At 70.4% G+C, this 23590-nt stretch carries 18 protein-coding genes and 1 pseudogene; 10 read left to right on the forward strand and 9 right to left on the reverse strand.

The genetic code is table 11. The features are described from left to right. Nucleotides 1-155 precede the first annotated feature (155 nt). Complete coding sequence (locus AN216_RS11820) at nucleotides 156-1139, reverse strand: aldo/keto reductase (protein WP_070196622.1); 984 nt, start codon at nucleotides 1137-1139, stop codon at nucleotides 156-158. Nucleotides 1140-1212: 73 nt separating this feature from the next. On the opposite strand from AN216_RS11820, the gene AN216_RS11825 reads away from it, so the two are divergent. Next, the gene (locus tag AN216_RS11825; RefSeq protein WP_070196623.1) at nucleotides 1213-2262 is read left to right on the forward strand and encodes an LLM class F420-dependent oxidoreductase; all 1050 of its coding nucleotides are present in this window, start codon (nucleotides 1213-1215) and stop codon (nucleotides 2260-2262) included. A gap of 48 nt (nucleotides 2263-2310) precedes the next feature. Here AN216_RS11825 and corA read toward each other — a convergent pair. After that, nucleotides 2311-3295: pseudogene (gene corA / locus AN216_RS11830) on the reverse strand (magnesium/cobalt transporter CorA). A 159-nt stretch (nucleotides 3296-3454) separates the two neighbouring features. On the opposite strand from corA, the gene AN216_RS11835 reads away from it, so the two are divergent. From AN216_RS11835 to mshC, 4 genes are all read left to right on the forward strand, one after another. Further along, on the forward strand, nucleotides 3455-4213 hold the full coding sequence (locus tag AN216_RS11835; protein WP_070196727.1) for a histidine phosphatase family protein: 759 nt from the start codon (nucleotides 3455-3457) through the stop codon (nucleotides 4211-4213). Between the two features lie 65 nt (nucleotides 4214-4278). Further along, nucleotides 4279-4869 (forward strand): DUF3090 domain-containing protein, encoded by a 591-nt coding sequence (locus tag AN216_RS11840; protein WP_070196624.1) that lies wholly within the window; start codon nucleotides 4279-4281, stop codon nucleotides 4867-4869. After that, nucleotides 4833-5768: an SCO1664 family protein gene (locus AN216_RS11845; protein WP_079166503.1), complete on the forward strand. Its 936-nt coding sequence runs from the start codon at nucleotides 4833-4835 to the stop codon at nucleotides 5766-5768. Before AN216_RS11840 ends, AN216_RS11845 begins: the two co-directional genes overlap by 37 nt. 125 nt (nucleotides 5769-5893) lie before the next feature. After that, complete coding sequence (gene mshC, locus AN216_RS11850; protein WP_070196626.1) at nucleotides 5894-7123, forward strand: cysteine--1-D-myo-inosityl 2-amino-2-deoxy-alpha-D-glucopyranoside ligase; 1230 nt, start codon at nucleotides 5894-5896, stop codon at nucleotides 7121-7123. 195 nt (nucleotides 7124-7318) lie between these two features. On the opposite strand, the gene AN216_RS11855 is transcribed toward mshC, so the two are convergent. Further along, nucleotides 7319-8497 (reverse strand): PAC2 family protein, encoded by a 1179-nt coding sequence (locus AN216_RS11855; RefSeq protein WP_079166504.1) that lies wholly within the window; start codon nucleotides 8495-8497, stop codon nucleotides 7319-7321. Between the two features lie 415 nt (nucleotides 8498-8912). On the opposite strand from AN216_RS11855, the gene AN216_RS11860 reads away from it, so the two are divergent. Both AN216_RS11860 and AN216_RS11865 read left to right on the forward strand, forming a co-directional pair. After that, on the forward strand, nucleotides 8913-9209 hold the full coding sequence (locus AN216_RS11860) for an acylphosphatase (protein ID WP_170843100.1): 297 nt from the start codon (nucleotides 8913-8915) through the stop codon (nucleotides 9207-9209). A 59-nt stretch (nucleotides 9210-9268) separates the two neighbouring features. After that, nucleotides 9269-10069, forward strand: coding sequence for a Mut7-C RNAse domain-containing protein (locus AN216_RS11865; RefSeq protein WP_070196729.1), 801 nt, complete (start codon nucleotides 9269-9271; stop codon nucleotides 10067-10069). A gap of 56 nt (nucleotides 10070-10125) precedes the next feature. Here the strand turns inward: AN216_RS11865 and AN216_RS11870 are convergent, their stop codons facing one another. The 4 genes from AN216_RS11870 to AN216_RS11885 all read right to left on the reverse strand — a co-directional run bounded on the left by AN216_RS11870 (nucleotide 10126) and on the right by AN216_RS11885 (nucleotide 15134). Further along, complete coding sequence (locus tag AN216_RS11870; protein ID WP_070196627.1) at nucleotides 10126-11754, reverse strand: glycerol-3-phosphate dehydrogenase/oxidase; 1629 nt, start codon at nucleotides 11752-11754, stop codon at nucleotides 10126-10128. A gap of 5 nt (nucleotides 11755-11759) precedes the next feature. Beyond that, complete coding sequence (glpK, locus tag AN216_RS11875; RefSeq protein ID WP_070196628.1) at nucleotides 11760-13283, reverse strand: glycerol kinase GlpK; 1524 nt, start codon at nucleotides 13281-13283, stop codon at nucleotides 11760-11762. Between the two features lie 91 nt (nucleotides 13284-13374). Continuing rightward, the gene (locus tag AN216_RS11880; RefSeq protein WP_070196629.1) at nucleotides 13375-14160 is read right to left on the reverse strand and encodes an MIP/aquaporin family protein; all 786 of its coding nucleotides are present in this window, start codon (nucleotides 14158-14160) and stop codon (nucleotides 13375-13377) included. Nucleotides 14161-14351: 191 nt separating this feature from the next. After that, nucleotides 14352-15134 carry an IclR family transcriptional regulator gene (locus AN216_RS11885; protein ID WP_070196630.1) on the reverse strand — a complete coding sequence of 261 codons (783 nt, stop codon included), beginning with the start codon at nucleotides 15132-15134 and terminating at the stop codon, nucleotides 14352-14354. A gap of 228 nt (nucleotides 15135-15362) precedes the next feature. On the opposite strand from AN216_RS11885, the gene metH reads away from it, so the two are divergent. The 3 genes from metH to AN216_RS11900 all read left to right on the forward strand — a co-directional run bounded on the left by metH (nucleotide 15363) and on the right by AN216_RS11900 (nucleotide 21728). Beyond that, nucleotides 15363-18878 (forward strand): methionine synthase, encoded by a 3516-nt coding sequence (gene metH, locus AN216_RS11890; RefSeq protein WP_070196631.1) that lies wholly within the window; start codon nucleotides 15363-15365, stop codon nucleotides 18876-18878. 147 nt (nucleotides 18879-19025) lie between these two features. After that, complete coding sequence (locus AN216_RS11895) at nucleotides 19026-19736, forward strand: HAD family hydrolase (protein ID WP_070196632.1); 711 nt, start codon at nucleotides 19026-19028, stop codon at nucleotides 19734-19736. Nucleotides 19737-20129: 393 nt separating this feature from the next. Then, nucleotides 20130-21728: an ABC transporter substrate-binding protein gene (locus tag AN216_RS11900; RefSeq protein ID WP_070196633.1), complete on the forward strand. Its 1599-nt coding sequence runs from the start codon at nucleotides 20130-20132 to the stop codon at nucleotides 21726-21728. Nucleotides 21729-21774: 46 nt separating this feature from the next. Here the strand turns inward: AN216_RS11900 and AN216_RS11905 are convergent, their stop codons facing one another. Both AN216_RS11905 and AN216_RS11910 read right to left on the reverse strand, forming a co-directional pair. Continuing rightward, on the reverse strand, nucleotides 21775-22449 hold the full coding sequence (locus tag AN216_RS11905; protein WP_070196634.1) for a response regulator: 675 nt from the start codon (nucleotides 22447-22449) through the stop codon (nucleotides 21775-21777). Between the two features lie 121 nt (nucleotides 22450-22570). Then, the gene (locus tag AN216_RS11910; RefSeq protein ID WP_079166505.1) at nucleotides 22571-23545 is read right to left on the reverse strand and encodes a RecB family exonuclease; all 975 of its coding nucleotides are present in this window, start codon (nucleotides 23543-23545) and stop codon (nucleotides 22571-22573) included. Between the last annotated feature and the right edge of the window lie 45 nt (nucleotides 23546-23590).

Below are 23590 nucleotides of genomic sequence, written 5' to 3' on the forward strand. Positions count from 1 at the left end.
ACCCGGCGGAGTCGCGGCCGGCGTGCTCGCCCGCCGTCCGGGCTCGGCCGCCCGGCGCGACGCCTCTGTCCCGGCGAAGAACGACGCGGCGGAGCGCTCTCCGCTCTCCACAGCCCGCACGGCCGCGAGGAGTTCGGCTGCCTTGGGCTCACTGGTCACAGCTCACTCCAGTCCTGGTCCGGGTAGCGGTGCACCGGGGCCGACACGTCGTCCAGCGCCCGACTGATCTCACTCGGAAGGCTAAGCCCCTCCACTGACAACGCCTCGGTGAGCTGCCACGCCGTGCGGGCACCGACGATCGGCGCCGCCACGCCCGGCCGGTCCCGTACCCACGCCAGCGCCACCTGCAACGGACTGGTGGCGAGCCCGTCGGCGGCGGTGGTGACCGCGTCCACGACACGGCCGGCGGTGTCGTCCAGGTACGGCGCGACGAACGGCGCGAGCTGCTGTGAGGCGGCGCGTGACCCCTCCGGTATGCCCTGACGGTACTTGCCGGTCAGTACCCCGCGGCCGAGTGGCGAGGAGGGCAGCAGTCCGAGGCCGAGATCCCTGGCAGCCGGCAGCGCCTCGCGCTCCACCCCGCGTTGCAGCAGGGAGTACTCAAGCTGCGCGGACGCCAGTCGCGTACGGGTGCCGGGCACCGCGAGCTGCCAGGTGGCGGCCTTCGCGAGCTGCCAGCCGGAGAAGTCGGTGATCCCGACGTAGCGCGCGCGTCCGCTGTGTACGGCGGTGTCGAGCGCTTGCAGGGTCTCGTCGAGTGGCGTGGTCGGATCGAACGCGTGCACCTGCCAGAGGTCGACGTGGTCGGTGCCCAGTCGCTCCAACGAGGCGTCCAGGGCGCGCAACAGGTGACCGCGGGAGGCGTCGAAGCGGTGCGCGGGATCGGGCACACTGCCGGCCTTCGTGGCGATGACCAGGTCCTGGCGTCGTACCAGCCCGTCCAACAGCCGTCCGAGCAGGTACTCAGCCGCACCGTCCGCGTAGACGTCCGCCGTGTCGACGAGCGTGCCGCCGGCGTCCAGGAAGACCTTGAGCTGCTCGGCAGCCTCTCCCTCCCCGGTGTCCCGGGCCCAGTTGAACGTGCCGAGTCCCAGTCGGGAGATCCGCAGACCGGTGTGGCCGAGGCGCCTTTGTTCCATGCCTGTTGAGGGTACTTGCGGCCGCGCGCTAGAGTCCGAGGAAAATTACGTTACTGATGGGTAAGGGGGCCGTATGCGGCTCGGGATCAACCTCGGTTACTGGGGCGCCGGGATGGACGCGGACAATCTCGCCGTGGCCCAGGAGGCCGACCGGCTCGGATACGCCGTGTGCTGGGCCGCCGAGGCGTACGGCTCGGACGCGCCCACGGTGCTCTCCTGGGTGGCGGCACAGACGGAACGGATCGACGTCGGTGCCGGGATCTTCCAGATCCCGGCACGCACGCCGGCGATGACGGCCATGACGGCCGCGACTCTCGACACGCTCTCCGGGGGCCGGTTCCGGCTCGGGCTGGGCGTCTCCGGGCCCCAGGTGTCGGAGGGGTGGTACGGCGTCAAGTTCGACAAGCCGCTGGCCCGTACCCGGGAGTACGTCGAGGTCGTCCGCAAGGCCATGGCTCGGGAGCGGCTGGCGTACGAGGGCGAGCACTGGACGCTGCCGCTGCCCGACGGGCCGGGCAAGCCCATCAAGCTCACCGTGCATCCCGTACGCGAACACGTCCCGATGTACATCGCGGCGATCGGCCCCAAGAACCTCGAGCAGACCGGTGAGATCGCCGAGGGGGCGCTGCTGGTGCTCTTCTCGCCGGAGCACGCCGAGGAGACGACTCTCGGGCCGGTGCGCGCGGGCCGCGCGAAGGCCGGCCTGGAGCTGGACGGGTTCGACGTGTGTCCCACGGTACCGATGGCGGTCGGCGACGACGTGTCGGCGCTGGCCGACCTGTTCCGTCCGTACACGGCGCTGTACGTCGGCGGGATGGGCAGCCGCAAGCAGAACTTCTACAACCGGCTGGCCCAGCGCATGGGCTACGAGCAGGCGGCCGCGGAGATCCAGGAGAAGTACCTGGCCGGCGACAAGGACGGCGCGGGGGCGGCGGTGCCGGAGCAGCTGATCGACTCGACCACGCTCATCGGCCCGGAGGAGCGGATCGCTGAGCGGATGCGGGCTTACGCGGAGGCCGGCGTCACGACCCTCTCGCTCGCGCCGGCCGGCTTCAGCCTGGACGAGCGGCTCGCCTCGCTCCGTGCCGGGGTGCGGGCCCTGGAGCGGGCGGGCCTGGGCTGACCTGACCCGGGCCGGGTCAGGCCAGCGGACTGGCTTGACCGGGTGGGGTCAGAGCCAGCCGCGCCGCTTGAAGAAGCGGAAGAGCAGCGGACAGACCACGACGACCAGCACGAGCACCGCGGGGTAGGCCCAGGCCACCTCCCGCTCGGGCATGTACGCGAAGTCCATGCCGTACACACCCGTGATCAGGGTGGGTACGGCGAACATCGCCGCCCACGCGGAGATCTTCCGCATGTCGTCGTTCTGCCGGACACTGACCTGCGCCAGATACGCCGAAAGGATGTCCGAGAGCAGTCCGTCCAGGGCGTCCATCTGCTCGTTCGTACGGATCAGGTGGTCCTGCACGTCCCGGAGGAACGGCCGCGTGCGCTCCGACACCAACGGCAGCGCGGAGTCGGCCAGCCGGGTCATCGGTTCCGCCAGTGGGCTGGCGGCCCGGCGGAAGGCCAGCGCCTGCCGCTTGAACGCGTAGATCCGCTCGGCCGTCCGCCCGCCGCTCGGGCCACCCGGAGTGAGGACCTGCTCCTCCAACTCGTCGAGGTCGACGTGCAACTCCGCGGCGACGTCCAGATAGTGGTCGACGGCCGTGTCGCTGATGGCGTACAGGACGGCTGAGGGGCCGTGCCGCAGTACCTCGGGTTCGCGCTCCAAACGCTGGCGGACGACGCTCAGGGGGCTCGCCGTGCCGTGGCCCACGGTCACCACGAACGAGTCGCCCACGAACAGCATCAGCTCGTCCGCCGTGACTGACCCGTCCGAGTCGTCGTAGCGCGGCGGTTTGAGTACGAGGAACAGCGACCCCTCGTACGACTCCAGTTTGGGGCGCTGGTGCGTGGCCAGCGCGTCCTCCACCGGCCAGCGGGTGCAGTCGGCACGCCGTACGAACCTCCTCGAACTCGTCCGAGGTCGGCTCATGCAGCCTGATCCACAGGAAGCCGTCCGGTTCCTGCCGCACCTGTTCCAGGGCGGCCGAGACCTCCGCCGGGGCCGGGCCGCGGCGCCCGTGCCGGTACACCGCGGAGTCGACGAGCACGCTGGCATTCTGCCCGTCCGCCGGGCCCCCGCAAGCCGGACACGGCCGCCCCGGCAAGGCGCCCCGGCAAGGCGCCCCGGGAGCGCGCCCCGGGAGCGCCGCCCGGTACCGGAGGCGCTCCCCGTGGGCGGCTTCGCCGTAGGTCGTAGGCTGGCGGCCATGCCCACGCTCCTTCTCCTACGGCACGGCCGCTCCACCGCGAACACCGCGGGCCTCCTGGCCGGATGGACGCCCGGGGTGGCCCTCGACGAGCACGGCCGCGCACAGGCCGCCGAACTTCCCGGGCGACTCGACCAGCTTCCGCTGGCGGCCGTGGTCAGCAGCCCGCTGCAACGCTGCCGCGAGACCGTGGCACCGCTGTGCCGGGCCCGTCCGGACCTGCCGGTGCACACCGACGACCGGATCGGCGAGTGCGACTACGGCGACTGGACCGGCCGGGCCCTCGCCGAGTTGGCGGACGAGCCGCTGATGGCCACCGTGCAGCAGCATCCCTCCGGGGCGGTCTTCCCCGGAGGGGAGGCCATGCGGGACATGCAGGCCCGCGCGGTGGCGGCCGTACGCGACTGGGACGCGCGCATCCAGCAGGAGCACGGCGCGGACGCGTTGTACCTGATGTGTTCGCACGGCGACATCATCAAGTCGCTGGTCGCCGACGCCCTGGGGCTGCACCTGGATCTCTTCCAGCGGATCGCCGTGGGGCCCTGTTCGGTGAGCGTGCTGCGGTACACGCCCTCGCGGCCCTTCCTGGTGCGGCTCGGCGAGACCGGCGAGTTGGGGTCACTGGCCCCGCCGGCCGTGGGAGAGACAGCGGACGAGGCGACGGACGAGGCGGGTGTGGACGCGCGTGCCGACCCGGCCGGCGACCGGTCGGGGGCCGACGTGGCGGGGAGCGTCGCACCGGTGGGGGGCGGCGCGTAACCGCGGTGATCGGGAAGCGCAGTAGGGTGCGGGTGAACCCAGCAGTCAACACAACGGAGCAGGACGTGTCCCGTCAGGTGTTCCTGTACGACCCGCCGGACCGGTTCGTGGCCGGTACGGTCGGTCTGCCTGGCCGCCGAAGCTTCTTCCTGCAAGCCTCCGCGACCGGTCGTACCACCAGCGTCGCCCTGGAGAAGGCACAGGTCGAGGCGCTCGCGGAGCGGATCGACGAGCTGCTGGACGAGGTCGTGCGGCGCTCTGGGGGCAACGCCCCGGTGCCGGCCGTCGCCCCCGCTGAGGTGGACGACACCCGACCGCTGGAGTCCCCGGTGGAGGAGGAGTTCCGGGTCGGCACCATGGCGCTCGCCTGGGACGGCGACCGAGAGTGCATGGTGGTGGAGGCGCAGGCCCTGGTGGAGCTGGAGTCCGACGAGGAGGAGGACCTGGCGGAGGCCGAGGAGCGGCTCCTGCAGGACGACGAGAACGGTCCGCCCATGCTGCGTGTACGGATCAACGGCGCGATGGCTCGGGCCTTCGCCAAACGGGCGCTCGAGGTGGTGAACGCCGGCCGTCCGCCCTGCCCGCTGTGCAGCCTGCCGCTCGACCCGGAGGGGCACGTGTGCCCGCGGCAGAACGGATACCGACGCGGCGAATGACACACCTCGCGGGCACGGGCGCGGATCACGTGCGACGACTGCTGACACAGGGTGAGTTGACGGTACGCGGGCAGATCCGCGGCGCCTCGAACGCCGTACTGCACGGCGTTGTCGGCGAGGGGCCCGAGGCGTTGCCCTGCGTCTACAAGCCGGTGGCCGGCGAACGCCCGTTGTGGGACTTCCCGGACGGCACCCTCGCCCAGCGCGAGGTGGCGGCCTATCAGGTCGCCCGGGCGATGGGCTGGGACGAGTTGGTTCCGGTCACCGTGCTGCGGGACGGGCCGTACGGCGAGGGCATGTGCCAGCTGTGGGTCGGTCCGGTGCCGAGGACGGGAGCGGACGAGCCCGGGGAGCCAGCGGAGCCAGGGGAACCCGAGTCGACCGTCGGGGAGGGCGATCCGGCCTCGGACGCGGGTGATTCCCTCCTGGCGCTCGTGGAAACCGACGAGCCGGGACCCGGCTGGAAGGCCGTCGGCTTCGCGGAGGTCGGCGAGGGGCGTACGGCGCTGCTGGTGCATGCCGACGACCCGCGACTGCGGCGGCTCGCAGTGCTGGACGCGGTGGTCAACAACGGCGACCGCAAGGGCGGGCACCTGCTGACCAGCCGGGAGGGACGGCTCTACGCCATCGACCACGGGGTGACCTTCCACGTCGAGGACCGGCTGCGCACCCTGCTGTGGGGCTGGGCGGGAGAGCCGCTGACCACCGAGGGCCTGGAGGTGCTGCGCCGGCTGTCGGGACAGCTTGCCGACGGCGCCGAACTGGCCGGGCGACTCGCGGAGCTGATCACCGAAGCGGAGGTGGACGCCGTACGCAAACGGGTCGGCGACCTCCTCGCGACCGGTCGGCATCCGCTGCCCAGCGGGCGGTGGCCGGCGATACCGTGGCCGCCGGTGTAGTCGCCGAAGCGGGCGCGGCGCTGTCAAGACGCCCTGGTCGGCCAGGGGGCCACGATCCGGTCAATGCGGATCTTCTGGCCGGGGCTGGCTCGTGGCGGGAACACTCGTGCGGTTAGGCTCAGAACATGTATGCCTGGCCCGCTTCCGAGGTCCCCGCTCTGCCAGGGCAGGGCCGCGACCTCAGGATTCACGACACCGCGACCGGAGGGCGGGTGACCCTCACCCCCGGTCCCGTGGCCCGGATGTACGTCTGCGGTATCACACCGTATGACGCCACCCATCTCGGGCACGCGGCGACGTACCACGCCTTCGATCTCGTGCAGCGCGTGTGGTTGGACACCAAGCGGCAGGTTCTCTACGTACAGAACGTCACCGACGTCGACGATCCGCTGCTGCAACGGGCGACCGAGACCGGCGAGGACTGGATGGCCCTGGCGGAGCGTCAAACCGACCTGTTCCGCGAGGACATGACGGCGCTGCGGATGATCCCCCCACGGCACTTCGTCGGCGCGGTGGAGGTCATCCCCGAGATCGTGCCGCTCGTGGAACGACTGCGGGAGCGCGGCGCGGCCTACGATCTCGATGGCGACGTCTACTTCTCGGTGGAGTCCGACGCGCACTTCGGTGGTGTCTCCGGTCTGGATGCCGAGGCCATGCGGCTGCTGTCCGCCGAACGCGGGGGCGACCCGGACCGTCCCGGGAAGAAGAACCCGCTGGACCCGATGCTGTGGACGGCCGAACGGGAAGGCGAGCCGAGCTGGGACGGTGGCTCACTGGGCCGCGGCCGTCCCGGTTGGCACATCGAGTGTGTCGCGATCGCCCTGAAGCACCTCGGCATGGGCTTCGACGTGCAGGGGGGCGGATCCGACCTGATCTTCCCGCACCACGAGATGGGCGCCTCGCACGCGCAGGCGGTGACCGAGGAGTATCCTTTCGCCGCCAGCTACGTGCACACCGGGATGGTGGCTCTGGACGGCGAGAAGATGTCCAAGTCCAAGGGCAATCTCGTCTTCGTCTCCCGACTCCGCGCGGACGGCGTCGATCCCGCCGCCATCCGGCTGGTGCTGCTGGCCCAGCACTACCGTGCCGACTGGGAGTACACCGAAGCGGCGCTCGGCGAGGCGAACGCGCGCCTGAGCCGCTGGCGGGACGCGGTGTCCCGTCCCGACGGGCCACCGGCGGACGCGTTGCTGGAGGAGATCCGGGTGGCCCTCGCCGATGACCTGGACACCCCGGCCGCCCTCGCCGCCGTCGACCGCTGGGTCGTGGCCCAGCACGGCGACGGCGGTACGGACGAGGGGGCGCCCGGCCTCGTATCGCGCGCGGTGGACGCGTTGCTGGGCGTGGCGCTCTGACAGTTCCGTGACCGTCCGACCCGGTGCCCGGCGGGGTCGCCGTCGAGCACCGGGTCGGAAAGCGCCGGCTGGTCCGACGCGGATGCCCGCGGGCCACACGTCGCCGAGGCCGGCGCGTGGCGTGCGCCCCGGCCGGTCTCGGCGACGGGCGACCGGCCTCGGCGATACGCGGTCGGCCCCGGCGATACGAGTCGCTCAGTCGTTCTCGCCGGGCTCCTCCGTGCCGGTGGACTTCGACGGCCCGCTCCCGGAACTCTCGCTCCCGGAACCGCCGTTCTCCGGGCTCCCGGTGTCGCCGGGGGAGTCGGCGTCCTTCCTCGGACGCTCGCCCGCGTCCTCGCGCCGGTCCTCGCCCGGACTCTCGTCCCCCGGCACGGCCCCCGCTGCCGGCTCGTCCGCACCCGCGTCCCGGTTCGGTCGTGCCTCCGGCGGCCGGGCGCGTCCACGCGCGCCCGTGTCGCGGGCGTACGGGGAACGTCCGCTCCCGGCGGCGCGGCCACGGTCGCCGCCGGAGCCGGGACCGCCGTCCCGGCGACGCAGATAGCGTTCGAACTCCTTGGCGATGGCCTCGCCCGAAGCCTCCGGCAACTCGGCGGTGTCCCGGGCCTCCTCCAGCGACTGGACGTACTCCGCCACCTCACTGTCCTCGGCGGCCAGTTGGTCCACACCCAGCTGCCAGGCACGCGCGTCCTCGGGCAACTCCCCCAGCGGGATGCGCAGTTCGAGCAGGTCCTCCAGGCGGTTCAGCAGCGCGAGCGTCGCCTTGGGATTCGGCGGCTGCGAGACGTAGTGCGGCACCGAAGCCCACAGGCTCGCGGCTGGTATCCCCGCGTGTGTGCACGCCTCCTGCAGGATGCCCACGATGCCGGTCGGGCCCTCGTAACGCGACTCGTCCAGGCTCAGCCCACGCGCCACGTCCGGGTCGGAGGTCACGGCGGTGACTGGTACGGGACGGGTGTGTGGCGCGTCGCCCAGCAGCGCTCCCAGCACGAGCACCATCTCCACGCCCAGTTCGTGCGCGAAGCCCAGCAGTTCGTTGCAGAAGGACCGCCAGCGCATGCTCGGCTCGACGCCGCGTACCAGCACGAGGTCGCGCGGTCTGCCCTTGCCGTCGGAGTCCTCGATCCGCACGACCGAGAGCCGGGTCGTGGGCCACGTGATCTTCCGGGTCTCGCCGTCCAACCACATGAGCGGCCGGTTGACCTGGAAGTCGTAGTAGTCCTCGGCGTCCAGCGCCGCGAACACCTCGCCCTTCCATTCCCGATCCAGATGCCCGATCGCCGCGGAGGCGGCGTCACCGGCGTCGTTCCAGCCTTCGAACGCGGCCACCATGACCGGGTCGACCAGCTCGGGAACCTCCTCGAGCTCGATCACCCAGCGCCTCCTTCCGGCCGGATACGAAGCGCCGCGCTCCGAACCGGCTGCCGTTCCTCGTTCGTGCCGGCACCACCCTACGGCGTGCCGGCCCACGGGTCCGCAGCCCTGGCGTGGGCTGTGGATTACACCAGTGACGGCGGTGCTCCGCCAGTCCCCGCGGACCATGGCGAAGTCGACGTGGAGCGTAGCCCGGAAGCCCGTCCGAGTCGGGCCCGCGTGCCGACGGAATGCGGCGGGGACACCCTGCCGCCCGCCACACGCACGGCACACGGCACACCGCACCGGCCCGTCACGTCCGTACGTTCCCGCCGCCGCGGTGCAGGAGTGCCGCATGCCCCGGCCGGGGTGACCATGGGAGGAGACCGACCCTGGGCCGGGGTGGGCGTGAGCCGGACAGGCGAGTGAGGTGGACATGGCTGTGGCGTGCAAGCGCGTGATCGTGACGGGTGCGGTGCAGGGCGTCTTCTTCCGGGACAGCTGTCAGCGGATAGCCGCCTCACACGGAGTGCGGGGCTGGGTACGCAACCTCCCGGACGGCAGCGTGGAAGCGGTGTTCGAGGGCGAGCCGGACGGGGTCGGCAGGCTGACCGAGTGGACCCGGACAGGCCCGCCGGCGGCGCGGGTGGCGGAGGTGAGGGTGACCGACGAGGAGCCCTCCGGACACTCGGGCTTCGAGGTGCGCGGCAGCCCTTCGACCTGGCAGCCGTGACGGGTACGGGCGACCCGCACCCGGCGGGCGACGGCGTGCCCGAGGGGCGTGCGCGGCACCTGGACATCCGGGTGTCCGACCAGTTGCGGTTCTTCCTTCCCGTCCGCCACCGCGCAGGCCCGTCGGCGGAATCCGGACACGAGGGCGTACGGGACGGCGTGCGGTGGGCGTACGACGAGGAAGCAACCGTCGGCCATCTCGTGGAGGCCCTGGGCGTACCGCTTACCGAGGTGGGGGAGCTGCGCGCCGACGGGGCGCCGGTGCCGCCCTCGTACCGTCCCGCGCCCGGGTCGCACATCGCGGTGGAGAGCGTGCCGCGTCCGCAGCCGATGCCGTCCGCCGCGCCCTGGCCGCCGAGGTTCGTGCTGGACGTGCACCTGGGCGCGCTGGCGCGCCGACTGCGGCTCGTCGGCGTCGACACCGCCTACCGCAACGACGCCGCCGATCCGGAGCTGGTCACCCGGGCGAACGCCGAGCAGCGGATTCTGCTCACCCAGGATCGCGGCCTGCTCCGCCGACGGGCGCTGTGGCTCGGCGCGTACGTCCGCGGCGGCAAACCGGACGAACAGCTGATGGACGTGCTGACCCGCTTCGATGTCCCTCTCGCCCCGTGGACCCGCTGCCCGTCCTGCAACGGCAGTCTGGTCCCGGTGGCCAAGGAGGACATCGCGGACCGCATCCCGCCGGGCACACGGCGTACGTACGACTCCTTCACCCGGTGCGACAGCTGCTCCCGGATCTTCTGGCCCGGCGCACACCACGCGCGGTTGGCCGAGCGGGTCACCGCGGCCCGGCGGATCAGCGCCGCCGCCAACGACGCGAGCGGCGCGGCACGGCGCGTACGACGACGGGGCCGGTGACACGCACCGACCCCGCCCCTACCACCCCAGCACCCACCGTCCCCTTCGCTGGGCGGTCAGTCGGGCCGTTCGGCGAGCATCCGGGTGACCTCGTCCCGTACCGGCTCGGTGTCCAGCCCACGCACGGTCAGCGTGGTCCGGCGGCGCAGCACGTCCTCCACGGTCTCTGCCCACTCCTGGTCCCGGGCGTACGCCACCTGAGCCCAGATCTCCGGCCCGTTAGGGTGGATGCGCTCGCCCAGCGCCGGGTCCGCGCTCGCCAGTTCGGCGATCTCGAAGGCCAGCGAGCCGTAGTGGGTGGCCAGTTGGCGCGCCGTGTGCGGGTCCATCCGGCCGCCCGTCGCCCCGGAGTCGGCGAGCAGCCGATGCGCCACCGCGTCCGGGTTGGCCACGCCGGGCAGCGGCGTACGACGCACCAGCGAACCGACCGGGACCGGAACCGGGCCGCCGTCGGTACGGGAGAGGGCGCCGCTCGGCAGCTTGGCCAGCTTGTCCAGGACCGTACGACCGATGTGGCGGTAGGTCGTCCACTTGCCACCGGCCACCGACAGCATGCCGGCCCGGCCCTCCGTGACGACGGTCTCGCGCCGGGCGGACTCCACGTCACCGGGCCCGCCCGGCAACACCCGCAGCCCGGCGAAGGCGTAGCTCAGCAGGTCCCGGGACAGGTGCTCGGGGCGTACGGACAGCGAGGCCTCGTCCAGGATCTGCTGGATGTCGGCCTCGGTGGCGCGGACCTCGGCCGGATCGCCCTCGTACGCCTCGTCGGTGGTGCCCAGCAGCAGTTGGTCCTCCCAGGGGAGGGCGAAGGTGATGCGGTACTTGTCCACCGGCGTGGCCATGGCGGCGCCCCAGGGCGCGCGCTGCCGGAGCACCAGGTGGGCCCCCTTGGACAGCCGGATGCTGGGCGCGACGCCCGGCTGCTCCAGCTCGCGCAGCCGGTCCACCCAGGGGCCGGTCGCGTTGAGCACCAGCCGGGCGTCCACCCCGAAGTCGGCCTGCTCCAGCCGGTCGTGCAGCTCCGCGCCGGAGACCCGGCCACGGGTGAACCGCAACCCCTGGACCTCGGCGTGGTTGAGGACCACCGCCCCGGCCTCCACAGCGGCCCGTACGGTCATCACGGCCATCCGGGAGTCGTTCATCTGGTGGTCGCCGAAGACCGCCACGGAGCTGAGGTTCTCCGTACGCAGGCCCGGGTTGGCGGCGGCCGCCTTCGAACGCCGGATGACCCGCCCGACTCCGTCGCCGAACCCGGAGAGCGCGGAGTAGGCGAAGACGCCCGCGCCCAGCTTCGCCGCGCCGTGCGGCGCGCCCTTGTAGACGGGGACGTAGAACGGCAGCGGGCGCACCAGGTGCGGCGCCACGTCCCTGGCGAGGACCCGCCGCTCCTGGTGGTTCTCCGCCACCAGCCGGACCGCGCCGGTCTGGAGGTAGCGGAGACCGCCGTGCACGAGCTTGGACGACGCGGACGAGGTGGCGCCGGCGAAGTCGCCCGCGTCCACCATCGCCACCCGCAGTCCGGACTGCGCCGCGTGCCAGGCGACCGAGGTCCCCAGAATGCCGCCGCCGATGACCAGTAGGTCGTACGTCGTACCGGCGAGCCGATCTCTGGTCTCGGCCCGGCTCGCGCGGCTGCCGGCGGCGGGTCGCGCCCCGGGGACGGGGACGCTGTGGGTGGTGCTCAAGCTGATCAGTTCTCCTCTTCGATCCAGCCCATGGTCCGTTGGACGGCCTTGAGCCAGTTGTTGTATTCCCTCTCCCGGGTCTCCACGTCCAGCCGCGGCGTCCATTCCGCGGCACGCTTCCAGTTGGCCCGGAGGGCGTCGGTGTCCGGCCAGAAACCGACGGCCAGCCCCGCGGCGTACGCGGCGCCGAGGCAGGTGGTCTCGGCGACCAGCGGGCGTACCACCGGTGCGTCGAGGAAGTCGGAGATCGTCTGCATCAGCAGGTTGTTGGAGGTCATGCCGCCGTCCACGCGTACGGACGACAGCTCGACGCGGGAGTCCTTCTGCATCGCGTCGACGATCTCCCGGGTCTGCCAGGCGGTCGCCTCCAGGACCGCCCGGGCCAGGTGGGCCTTGGTGACGTACCGGGTGAGGCCGGCGATGACGCCGCGGGCGTCCGAGCGCCAGTACGGCGCGAAGAGCCCGGAGAAGGCTGGCACGAAATAGGCGCCGCCGTTGTCCTCCACGGAACTGGCGAGGGTCTCGATCTCGGCCGCGCTGTTGATCAGGCCCATCTGGTCCCGCATCCACTGCACGAGCGAGCCGGTGACCGCGATGGAGCCCTCGAGGGCGTAGACCGGCTTCTGGTTCCCGATCCGGTAACCGACGGTCGTCAGCAGCCCGTTGTAGGAGTTGACCGCCTCCTCACCGGTGTTCATCAGCAGGAAGGTGCCGGTGCCGTAGGTCGACTTGGCTTCGCCGGGGGAGTAGCAGGTCTGGCCGAACAGCGCCGCCTGCTGGTCACCCAGCGCGGACGCGACCGGGACCCCGGCGAGCTCGCCCCGGGCCTCGCCGTACACCTCCGCGGAGGAGCGGATCTCGGGGAGCACCTCCATCGGCACGCCCATGGAGGCGCAGATCTTCGGGTCCCACTCCATGGTCTGCAGGTTCATCAGCATGGTGCGGGAGGCGTTGGTCACATCCGTGACGTGTACGCCGCCGTCCACCCCGCCCGTGAGGTTCCAGATCACCCAGGAGTCCATGGTGCCGAAGAGCAGCTCGCCACGCTCGGCGCGCTCCCGCAGCCCGTCGACGTTGTCCAGCAGCCAGCGGATCTTCGGGCCGGCGAAGTAGGAGGCCAGGGGCAGACCGGTCTCCCGGCGGAACCGGTCCTGGCCGACGTTGCGGCCGAGCTCCCTGCACAGCGCGTCCGTCCGGGTGTCCTGCCAGACGAGGGCGTTGTGCACCGGCTGCCCGGTCGCCTTGTCCCACAACAGGGTGGTCTCACGCTGGTTGGTGATGCCCAGGGCGCGTACGTCGGACCGTGTGATGCCTGCCTTGTCCAGCGCCCCCGAGACGACGAGCTGGACGTTCGTCCAGATCTCCGCGGCGTCGTGCTCCACCCACCCGGGCTTGGGCAGGATCTGCTCGTGCTCCTTCTGGTCCACCGAGACGATCCGGCCGTCCTGGTCGAAGACGATGCAACGGCTGGACGTGGTGCCTTGGTCGATGGCCGCGATGAACGGGCCGGTGGAGTGCGTGTCACTCATGGGGTGCTCCGGTATCTGGTGGTCGGTCGGTGGCCGCCGAGGACTGTCGGACGTACGCGACCGTACGGGCTGGCTTCCGGGAGGGCGCGGCTCAGGCGAAGGCGATGTTGTAGAGGCCGCCGGCCAGCGCGCCGCCGATCAACGGTCCGGCGACCGGCACCCACGCGTAACTCCAGTCGGAGCTGCCCTTGTTGGGGAGTGGCAGCGCGGCGTGCACGAGTCGTGGGCCGAGGTCGCGGGCCGGGTTGATGGCGTACCCGGTGGGACCGCCGAGGGACAGGCCGATGCTGACCACGACGAGGGCGGTGATCAGCGCGCCGAGGGCGCCGAGGCCGTCTCCGTCCTGGTTCAGGCCCTGCGTGAGGATGGCGATGACCAGCACGGTGGTGGCGATGATCTCCGTGACGAGGTTCTGCCAGGAGTTCCGGATCTCCGGTGCGGTGGAGAAGATGCCCAGTACGGGGCCGGGCTCGTCCCGCTTCGGCGCGGTGGCCGACCCCGCCGGCTCGGCGGCGTCCGACTGCCGTGCGGTGAGGTGGTCGAGGAACTGGCCGTAGTAGGAGAGCCAGACCAGCGTCGCACCGAGCATCGCGCCGATCATCTCGGAGAGGATGTAGAGCGGTACGTCGCTCCACTCGGTGCCGCCCTCGATGGCCAGGCCGATGGTCACCGCGGGGTTGAGGTGGGCGCCGGAGACACCGATGGCGATGTACGCGCCGGTGAGCACCGCGAAGCCCCAACCGAAGGCGATCGCGACCCAGCCGGCCTCGAACGCCTTGGAGCGTTTGAACGTGACCGCGGCGCACACGCCGCCACCGAGGAGGACCAGCACCGCGGTGCCGACCACCTCGCCAATGAATATGTCGGAGCTGGGCACCCGGTGACTCCTTTGTCCTTGGTCCAGAGATGAGGAAGGGTCGAGCGGATCGAGCGGATCGAGCGGGGCGAGTGGATCAGCCCGTCCGATGTTCGACAATGTCGACCGCCGGACGGCAGTCTTGTCCCTGGGGTGTTCCTCGTCAAGGGAAAGAACCGCAGCACTTCCGCGTGGTCATGGGCCGATACCGGCTACGCGCGGGCGGGGGCGGACAGACCCGAGCCGAGATCCCGGGAGACGGCACGCGCGCAGTCCCGTACGGCCGCCACCACGCGCGGTCGGAGGGTGTCGGCTTCCTCACACACCCGCTCCACGGCCCCGGTGATGCCGACCGCCCCGACCGGCATTCGGCGCCGGTCGTGCACGGGCGCCGCGACGGAGGCCAACCCCTCCCAGGTCTCCTCGACATCGCTGGCCCAGCCGCGCGCCCGGGTGGCTTCCAACACCGACTCGAACTGCTCGGCGCCGGTCACCGTGCGGTCCGTGAACGCGCCGCGGGCCTCGTCGAAGGCCTCGCTGTGCGCCACCGGATCGTAGGCACACAGCACCTTGCCCAGCGCGGTGCTGTGCAGCGGCTGCATGGCGCCGACCTCGAGGACCTGCCGGCTGTCGTCGGGCCGGAAGACGTGGTGGACGATCAACACGCCCTGCTGGTGCAGCACGCCCAGGTACACGCTCTCGCCACTGGAGCGGGCCAGGTCATCCGTCCACACGAGGGCGCGGGCGCGCAACTCGTGCACGTCCAGATAGCTGTTGCCCAGCCGGAGCAGCTCCGCGCCCAGGGTGTACTTCCCGGTGTTCCCGTCCTGCTCGACGAAGCCCTCCTGCTGGAGGGTACGGATCAGGCCGTGGGTGGTCCCCTTGGCCAGACCGAGCGCGGAGGCCATGTCGGACAGGCCCAGCCGCCGCTCGCCACCGGCCAGCAGGCGTAGTACCGCCGCCGCGCGCTCCAGCGACTGGATACTCCGGGCCATCGCGGAACCTCCGTGACCTGCTGTGCCTGTGCTGATTCGACAATGCCGAACGTTATCGCTTGACACCGGTCGTTGGAAGTCGGCCCCGGCCCGGCCTGCGGCCTTCCTGCGGCATTCCCGGGGGTGTGTACCCGATGCGCTCTTGCCGTGCCCGCTACGCTTGCACTCGTGCGCTGTTCCACTGAACCGCGCAAAGCCGACAGCCGTCGCACTCCAGGGAGCATTTCCATGGCCTTGCCCAGTAGCTCGTCCACCAGCACGAACGCCCGTGCCGACGCCCTCCGTGAGGCACTCGCCTCCCGAGTGGTCGTCGCCGACGGCGCGATGGGGACGATGCTCCAGGAACAGGACCCCTCGATGGAGGACTTCCAGCAGCTCGAGGGCTGTAACGAGATCCTGAACGTCACCCGTCCGGACATCGTCGCCTCCGTGCACCGCGCCTACTTCGAGGTGGGCGTCGACTGCGTGGAGACGAACACCTTCGGCGCGAACTTCGCGGCCCTCGCGGAGTACGACATCACGGACCGGAACTTCGAGCTGTCCGAGGCCGGCGTGGCCATCGCGCGCTCGGTCGCCGACGAGTTCACCGCCACGGACGACCGGATGCGCTGGGTGCTCGGGTCGATGGGACCGGGCACGAAGCTGCCGACGCTGGGCCACGCGCCGTACGCGCGGCTGCGGGACGCCTACCAGCAGAACGCCGAGGGCATGATCTCCGGCGGCGCCGACGCCCTCCTGGTGGAGACGACCCAGGACCTGTTGCAGACGAAGGCCGCCGTGCTGGGTGCTCGGCGAGCCCTGGAGGCCACCGGCTCGAACCTCCCGGTGCTGTGCTCCGTGACCGTGGAGACGACCGGCACCATGCTGCTGGGTTCCGAGATCGGCGCGGCACTGACCGCCCTGGAGCCGCTCGGGATCGACATGATCGGGCTGAACTGCGCCACCGGGCCCGCGGAGATGAGCGAACACCTGCGCTACCTGGCGCAGCACGCCCGCGTCCCGGTGTCGTGCATGCCGAACGCCGGTCTGCCGGTGCTCGGCAAGAACGGCGCGCACTACCCGCTGACCGCCCCCGAACTGGCCGACGCCCACGAGGGCTTCGTCGCCGACTACGGTCTCTCGCTGGTGGGCGGATGCTGCGGCACGACACCGGAGCATCTGCGCCAGCTGGTGGAGCGGGTCCGCGAACAGCAGCCCGGCGAGCGCACGCCGACTCCGGAGCCGGCCGCGGCCTCGCTGTACCAGAGCGTGCCCTTCCGACAGGACGCGTCGTACCTCGCCATCGGGGAGCGTACGAACGCCAACGGGTCGAAGAAGTTCCGTACGGCGATGCTCGAGGGCCGCTGGGACGACTGTGTGGACATGGCGCGTAACCAGATCAAGGAGGGCGCGCACCTGCTCGACCTCTGCGTCGACTACGTCGGCCGGGACGGCGCCGAGGACATGGCCGAGCTGGCGGGGCGCTTCGCCACCGCCTCCACGCTGCCGATCGTGCTCGACTCGACCGAGGTCGCCGTACTGCGCGCGGGACTGGAGAAGCTGGGCGGCCGTGCCGTGCTGAACTCCGTCAACTACGAGGACGGCGCCGGTCCCGAGTCCCGGTTCGCACAGGTGACCGCGCTGGCCGCGGAGCACGGCGCGGCACTGATCGGCCTGACGATCGACGAGGACGGGCAGGCCCGTACGGCGGAGCACAAGGTGGCCATCGCCGAGCGGCTCATCGAGGACCTGGGCACGAACTGGGGCATCCGGGAGTCGGATCTCCTCATCGACTGCCTCACCTTCACCATCTGCACCGGGCAGGAGGAATCGCGCAAGGACGGCGTCGCCACGATCGAGGCGATCCGGGAGCTGAAGCGGCGCCACCCGGACGTACAGACCACGCTCGGCCTGTCGAACATCTCCTTCGGACTGAACCCGGCCGCCCGGGTGGTCCTCAACTCGGTGTTCCTGGACGAGTGCGTGAAGGCCGGTCTGGACTCCGCGATCGTGCACGCCTCGAAGATCCTGCCGATCGCCCGGCTGGACGAGGAGCAGGTCAAGGTCGCGCTGGACCTGATCTACGACCGGCGTGCGGAGGGTTACGATCCACTGTCCCGCCTGCTGGAGATGTTCCAGGGGGTGGACGCGAAGTCCATGCAGGACTCTCGTGCCGAGGAGATGGCCGCGCTTCCGCTGGAGGAGCGGCTGCAGCAGCGCGTCATCGACGGTGAGGGCAAGGGCCTGGAACAGGACCTGGACGAGGCCATGCTGGAACGGCCGGCCCTGGAGATCGTCAACAACACGCTGCTGGCCGGCATGAAGGTGGTCGGTGAGCTGTTCGGCTCCGGACAGATGCAGCTGCCCTTCGTGCTGCAGTCCGCCGAGGTGATGAAGACGGCGGTGGCCTATCTGGAACCGCACATGGAGAAGTCCGAGGACGACTCGGGCAAGGGGACCATCGTGCTGGCCACCGTGCGCGGGGACGTGCACGACATCGGGAAGAACCTGGTCGACATCATCATGTCGAACAACGGCTACAACGTGGTCAACCTCGGCATCAAGCAGCCCGTCGCCGCCATCCTGGACGCGGCGGAGGAGAACAAGGCGGACGTGATCGGCATGTCCGGGCTGCTGGTCAAGTCCACCGTGATCATGAAGGAGAACCTCGAGGAGCTCAACTCCCGCCGGATGGCCGGGGACTTCCCCGTCATCCTGGGCGGCGCGGCGCTGACCCGCGCGTACGTCGAGCAGGACCTGCACGAGATCTACGAGGGCGAGGTCCGCTACGCCAAGGACGCGTTCGAGGGGCTGCGGCTGATGGACGCGCTGATGGACGTCAAGCGCGGCGTCCCCGGCGCCACGCTGCCGGAGCTGAAGCAACGTCGGGTGCCGAAGCGGGACATCGAGTTCGAGGACGAGCCCCCGAACGACGGCTCGATCCGCTCGGACGTCGCCACGGACGTGCCGGTGCCCGCACCGCCGTTCTGGGGCAGCCGGGTGATCAAGGGTATCCAGCTTGCGGACTACGCGTCCTGGCTGGACGAGGGCGCGCTGTTCAAGGGTCAGTGGGGGCTCAAGGAGTCCCGCAAGGGAGGCGGTCCCAGCTACCAGGACCTGGTCGAGTCCGAGGGCCGTCCGCGGCTACGGGGCTGGTTGGACAAGCTGCAGACGGACAACCTGCTGGAAGCCGCTGTCGTACAGGGCTACTTCCCGTGCCACTCCAAGGGCGACGATCTGATCGTCCTGAACGACGACGGCAGCGAGCGCACCCGGTTCACCTTCCCGCGCCAGCGCCGGGGCCGTCGGCTGTGCCTGGCCGACTTCTTCCGCCCGGAGGACAGCGGGGAGACAGACGTCGTGGGCTTCCAGGTGGTCACGGTCGGCAGCCGGATCGGCGAGGCGACCGCCGAGCTGTTCGCCAGCAACTCCTACCGGGACTACCTCGAACTGCACGGCCTGTCCGTCCAGTTGGCGGAGGCACTGGCTGAGTACTGGCACGCCCGGGTGCGTTCGGAACTCGGATACTCCGGGCAGGACCCGACCGAGATGGCGGACATGTTCGCGGTGAAGTACCGCGGCGCGCGGTTCTCTCTCGGTTACGGCGCCTGCCCCAATCTGGAGGACCGGGCGAAGATCGCGGAGCTGCTCCAGCCGGAGCGCATCGGCGTGGAGCTGTCCGAGGAGTTCCAGTTGCACCCAGAGCAGTCGACTGACGCGATCGTGCTGCACCACCCGGAGGCGAACTACTTCAACGCCCGGTGAGATCGTCGGGTAACCGGGCACCGGGGCCGCGAGCCGTTCGCGGCCGGGTGAGCTGATCGTCGTACACTTGTCGGTCCGGACGCGGCCGGTTGCCCGCTGGTACAGGCCAGTGGGCAACCGGCCGCGGCTTTCTCAGGAGGTGTGTGTATGACCAGCTCTCTACCCGGGGCCGTCACCCGGACCGCGGATGACTCCGCGCTGCAGGCAGTGCTGTTGGACATGGATGGCACCCTGGTCGATACCGAGGGCCTCTGGTGGGACGCCGAAGTCGAGGTGTTCGCGGACCTCGGTCACGAACTGGACCAGTCCTGGCGCCATGAGGTGGTGGGCGGGCCGATGTCGCGGAGCGCGGGATTCCTCATCAGCGCGACCGGCGCCGACATCACGCTCGGTGAGCTGACGGTGCTGTTGAACGCTGCCTTCCTCGCCCGACTGGAGCGCGGTGTGCCACTGATGCCGGGAGCCCGGCGACTGCTCGCCGAACTAGCGGCACACGAACTGCCGGTGGGGCTGGTGTCCGCCTCCCACCGCGAGGTGATCGACCGCATGTTGGTCTCGCTCGGTGCCGAGCACTTCCGCTGCACGCTGGCGGGTGACGAGTTGGCGCGTACGAAGCCACACCCGGACCCATACCTGATCGCGGCCGAGCGGCTGGGAGCCGCTCCGACGCGCTGCGTGGTGGTGGAGGACACCGTCACCGGGGTCACCTCGGCTGAGGCCGCTGGCTGCCGGGTGGTGGCGATTCCCTCGGTGACGCCCATCGAACCGGCGGTCGGTCGTACGGTCTTGAGTTCGTTGGAAGAGGTGGATCTCGCGTTTCTGCATTCGGTGGTGGCGGGCCGCTCATTGAGCGGGTGAATTCGAGGCGGGACGGGCGTGCTGGTGATCTTCCGTATCCGGAAGGAAAACCGAGGGCGAGGGCGTAGCCATTCTCAGTTGCCCGGCAGTGGAACAGGACCGGTGGACTGGAGCCGGTGACTCTTGTCACATGCCGGTGTGTCGACATGTGGAGACAGTCGTGCTCCCGGCGACGAGGGGGTTGTCGGCGCTGGCCTCGTATGTCCGTATTGATTGCTTCCTGGGAAAAATGCGCGGCCGTCCGGGTATCGAACGCATTGCATCTTTCGGTAAAGGGGTGTCGAGCCTGCGCGGAACCCTGTTCAGATATCAGGTGAGACAGCTACTAATGTCTTGCTCTCGGCCACAGATCCACCAGTAGCCGCCCGGGCCGGGCGAGGGAGACCGTCGATAATGAAGCGAAAGACCCTGGCGCTGCCTGCTCTGGCAGGAGTGCTCGCTCTCTTGGTAACCGCCTGTGGCGACAGCGACGGAGGCGACTCCCAGGAGGCCACCATCGCCGTGGGAACGACGGACCAGTTCGAGTTGAGCAAGGAGACGCCGGCTCCCTTCGACCCGGCGGCGGGCTACGACGTCAGCGCCTGGAACGTCATGCGTAGCACCTTCCAGACGCTGCTGAGACCGCCGCGATCCGGCACCGAGCCGGAGATGGAGGCCGCCAAGAAGTGCGCGTTCACCGATGAGCGGGGCGAGCAGTACCGGTGCACGCTGCGGGACGGGCTGGCCTTCTCCAACGGGCACGAACTCACGGCCAAGGACGTCAAGTTCTCCGTGGAGCGCATGCTCGACATCGGCTTCGACTCCGGCCCGGCCGGTCTGTTGAGGAACGTCGACCAGGTCGAGGCGCCCAGTGCCACCGAGGTGGTGTTCCATCTCAAGAAGCCGGACGCGACGTTCCCGTACAAGCTCGCGACGCCGGCCGGGGCGATCGTGGACAGCGAGACCTATCCGCGTAAGTCCTTCAAGAAGGGACACGAGGTGGTCGGTTCGGGCCCGTACGTCATGGAGTCTTTCGAGCCCGGGGCCAACAAGGCCGTCCTGAAGCGGAATCCGGACTACGAGGGCACGCTCGAGGTGCGGAACGCGAAGGTGGAATTCCGCTTCTTCGACGACTCCGCGAAGATGGAGAAGGCGCTCAAGAACGGCGCGATCGATGTGATGAACCGGACCATCTCGCCGGAACAGGTCGAGCGCCTTGAGAACGGTACCAACGACGAGATCGACATCGTCGAGTCGTCCGGGCAGGAGATCCGCTACCTCGTCTTCGACACCGAGGGCCCGACGACCGGGAAGAAGGCGGTGCGGCGTGCCATGGCGCAGGTGATCGACCGCAAGGCGCTCGTACGGGACGTGTACCGCCGCACCGCCGAGCCGCTGTACTCCCTGGTGCCGGCCGGGTTGACCGGGCACCGCAACTCCTTCTTCAACAAGTACGGCGAACCGGACACCGACGCGGCGCGCAGCACCTTGGAGGAGGCCGGAATCACCTCACCGGTCGAACTCACCCTGCACTACACCACCGACCACTACGGCGTCACCACGGAGGAAGAGTTCAAGGCGCTCAAGAAGCAGTTGAACGCCACCGGCCTTTTCGACGTCGATATCAAGGGCACGCCCTGGAAGAAATTCCGCCCAGCGGCCGCGGAGGGTGAGTACGACGTCTACGGTTTCGGCTGGTTTCCGGACTTCGTCGACCCGGACAACTTCATAGGGCCGTTCTTCGAGGAGAACGGCTTCCTCAAGACCCCGTACGTCAGCAAGGAAATCCGGGAGACCATCATCCCGGAAACCCGGTCGGAAACCAACCGCGCCGCCACCGCGGAGAGTTTCGGACGGGCACAGGATATCGTCGCCGAGGACATCCCCGTACTGCCGCTCTGGCAGGGCAAGCAGTACATCGCCGCACGTGACGACATCACCGGTGTGGAATGGGCGCTCAACGACGCTTCCGTGCTGCAGTTGTGGGAGCTGAGCCGGGGCATGGCCGACTGAGGCACGGCTCCCGCCGCCGCTCGCCGTTGACCCGCGGACCCGCCGGTCACGGCGTGTTCGGCCGCACCAGCCCGCTCTCGTACGCGTAGACGGCCGCCTGCACCCGGTCACGCAGGTCGAGCTTCGTCAGGACGTGGCCGACGTGTGTCTTCACCGTGGTCTCGCTGACGAACAGGTCGGCGGCGATCTCGGCGTTCGACAGGCCGCGCGCCACCAGCTTCAGGACCTCGACCTCCCGCTCGGTCAGCGTGCCCAGGGTGTCCGGAACCGGCTCCTCGTTGGAGGGGAGCTGTCCCGCGTACTTGTCCAACAGCCGCCGGGTGATGGAGGGCGCGAGCATCGCCTCACCCGCCGCCACCACGCGAATGGCCTGCACCAGCTCGTGCGCGGGCGCGTCCTTGAGGAGGAAGCCACTCGCCCCGGCGCGCAGCGCCTCGACGACGTACTCGTCCAGGTCGAAGGTGGTCAGCACCAGGACCTTGGCCGCCCCGTCGTTGCTGCCCGACCCGGTGATCTGCCGAGTCGCCTCCACTCCGTCCATCCGGGGCATCCGGATGTCCATCAGCACCACGTCCGGTTGCAGGGCCCGTACCTGTTCGAGGGCCTGGACACCGTCGCCGGACTCGCCCACGACCGCGACGTCGTTCTCCGCCTCCAGGATCATGCGAAAGCCGGTGCGCAGCAGCGGCTGGTCATCGACCAGCAGGACGCGGATCGCCACGGGGGTCTCCTTCACGGGGAGGGGGCGGATGGTGCCCCCATTCTCACCCACGGTGCTGTCCCGCCGAGCAGCGCGCCCCCGGCAGAGATGGCCCGTCGCGCGGTTTCGGCCGGCACAGCGTTCAGGACCCCTCAGCGGGGGGTGATGCGGGCGAATTTTGGGTGGTCGCGGCCTCCGTACGCGGCTCGGGCAGTCGCGGCTGGACGGTGAGCGGATACGGCGGGGGAGTCCCGCCGTACTCCGGGCAGTGCGCCTGGTGGTCGCACCAGCCGCACAGCCTGCTCGGTCGGGGCCGCCAGTCCCCGGACTCGGTGGCCCGGCTGATGGCGTCCCACAGGGCGAGCAGCTTGCGCTCGGCACCCAAGAGGTCAGACTCCTCGGGGTCGTAGCTGACGACGTCCCCGCTGCCCAGATAGACCAGCTGCAACCGACGCGGCACGCTGCCCTTCAGCCGCCACAGCATCAGGGCGTAGAACTTCATCTGGAACAGCGCCTCCGAAGCGAACTCCGGCTTCGGTGCCTTGCCCGTCTTGTAGTCGACGATACGCACCTCACCGCTCGGTGCGATGTCGACCCGGTCGATGACGCCGCGCAGTCGAAGCCCGGAGTCCAGCGTCGCCTGGACGAACAACTCCCGCTCGGCCGGTTCCAACCGTGTCGGGTCCTCCAGCGTGAACCAGCGCTCGACCAGGGACTCGGCCTCGCCCAACCACCTCGACAGCTTCTCCTCGTCCAGCGCGAGCTCCTCGCCGGCCGGCGCGTCGCCGCCCTCCGTCGCCTCGTCCGCCCTTTCCTCCGGGCTGAACAACTTCGCCAGCTCCGGGCGTTGGGCAAGGAGGCGTCGCCATTCCGCCGCCACCATCCCCTTCGCCCGGGGCGCGCTGCGCTCCGCGGCGGGGGAGTCGAAGAGCCGCTCGAGCACCGCGTGCACCAGCGTCCCCCTGGTCGCCGCCACCGAGGGTTCCTCCGGCAGTTTGTCGATCACCCGGAAGCGGTAGAGCAGCGGGCACTGCATGAAGTCACTCGCCCGCGAAGGGGAGAGGGAGGCCGGTGGTGCGGCGGGGCGCGAGCGACCCGCGGGACGGAAGGCTGTCATGGGTCAAGACCCTACGATCCGGGAGGGACAACGGACGCATACCAT

The organism is Streptomyces oceani (assembly GCF_001751245.1).
GTDB classification, from domain to species: Bacteria; Actinomycetota; Actinomycetes; order Streptomycetales; family Streptomycetaceae; genus Streptomyces; species Streptomyces oceani.

Excerpts from the sequence above, each read along its gene's own strand:
- AN216_RS11820 (WP_070196622.1), bottom strand. The coding sequence starts at position 1,139 with ATGGAACAAAGGCGCCTCGGCCACACCGGTCTGCGGATCTCCCGACTG.
- AN216_RS11825 (WP_070196623.1), top strand. The coding sequence starts at position 1,213 with ATGCGGCTCGGGATCAACCTCGGTTACTGGGGCGCCGGGATGGACGCG.
- AN216_RS11835 (WP_070196727.1), top strand. The coding sequence starts at position 3,455 with ATGCCCACGCTCCTTCTCCTACGGCACGGCCGCTCCACCGCGAACACC.
- mshC (WP_070196626.1), top strand. The coding sequence starts at position 5,894 with ATGTATGCCTGGCCCGCTTCCGAGGTCCCCGCTCTGCCAGGGCAGGGC.
- AN216_RS11860 (WP_170843100.1), top strand. The coding sequence starts at position 8,913 with ATGGCTGTGGCGTGCAAGCGCGTGATCGTGACGGGTGCGGTGCAGGGC.
- glpK (WP_070196628.1), bottom strand. The coding sequence starts at position 13,283 with ATGAGTGACACGCACTCCACCGGCCCGTTCATCGCGGCCATCGACCAA.
- AN216_RS11885 (WP_070196630.1), bottom strand. The coding sequence starts at position 15,134 with ATGGCCCGGAGTATCCAGTCGCTGGAGCGCGCGGCGGCGGTACTACGC.
- metH (WP_070196631.1), top strand. The coding sequence starts at position 15,363 with ATGGCCTTGCCCAGTAGCTCGTCCACCAGCACGAACGCCCGTGCCGAC.
- AN216_RS11895 (WP_070196632.1), top strand. The coding sequence starts at position 19,026 with ATGACCAGCTCTCTACCCGGGGCCGTCACCCGGACCGCGGATGACTCC.
- AN216_RS11900 (WP_070196633.1), top strand. The coding sequence starts at position 20,130 with ATGAAGCGAAAGACCCTGGCGCTGCCTGCTCTGGCAGGAGTGCTCGCT.
- AN216_RS11910 (WP_079166505.1), bottom strand. The coding sequence starts at position 23,545 with ATGACAGCCTTCCGTCCCGCGGGTCGCTCGCGCCCCGCCGCACCACCG.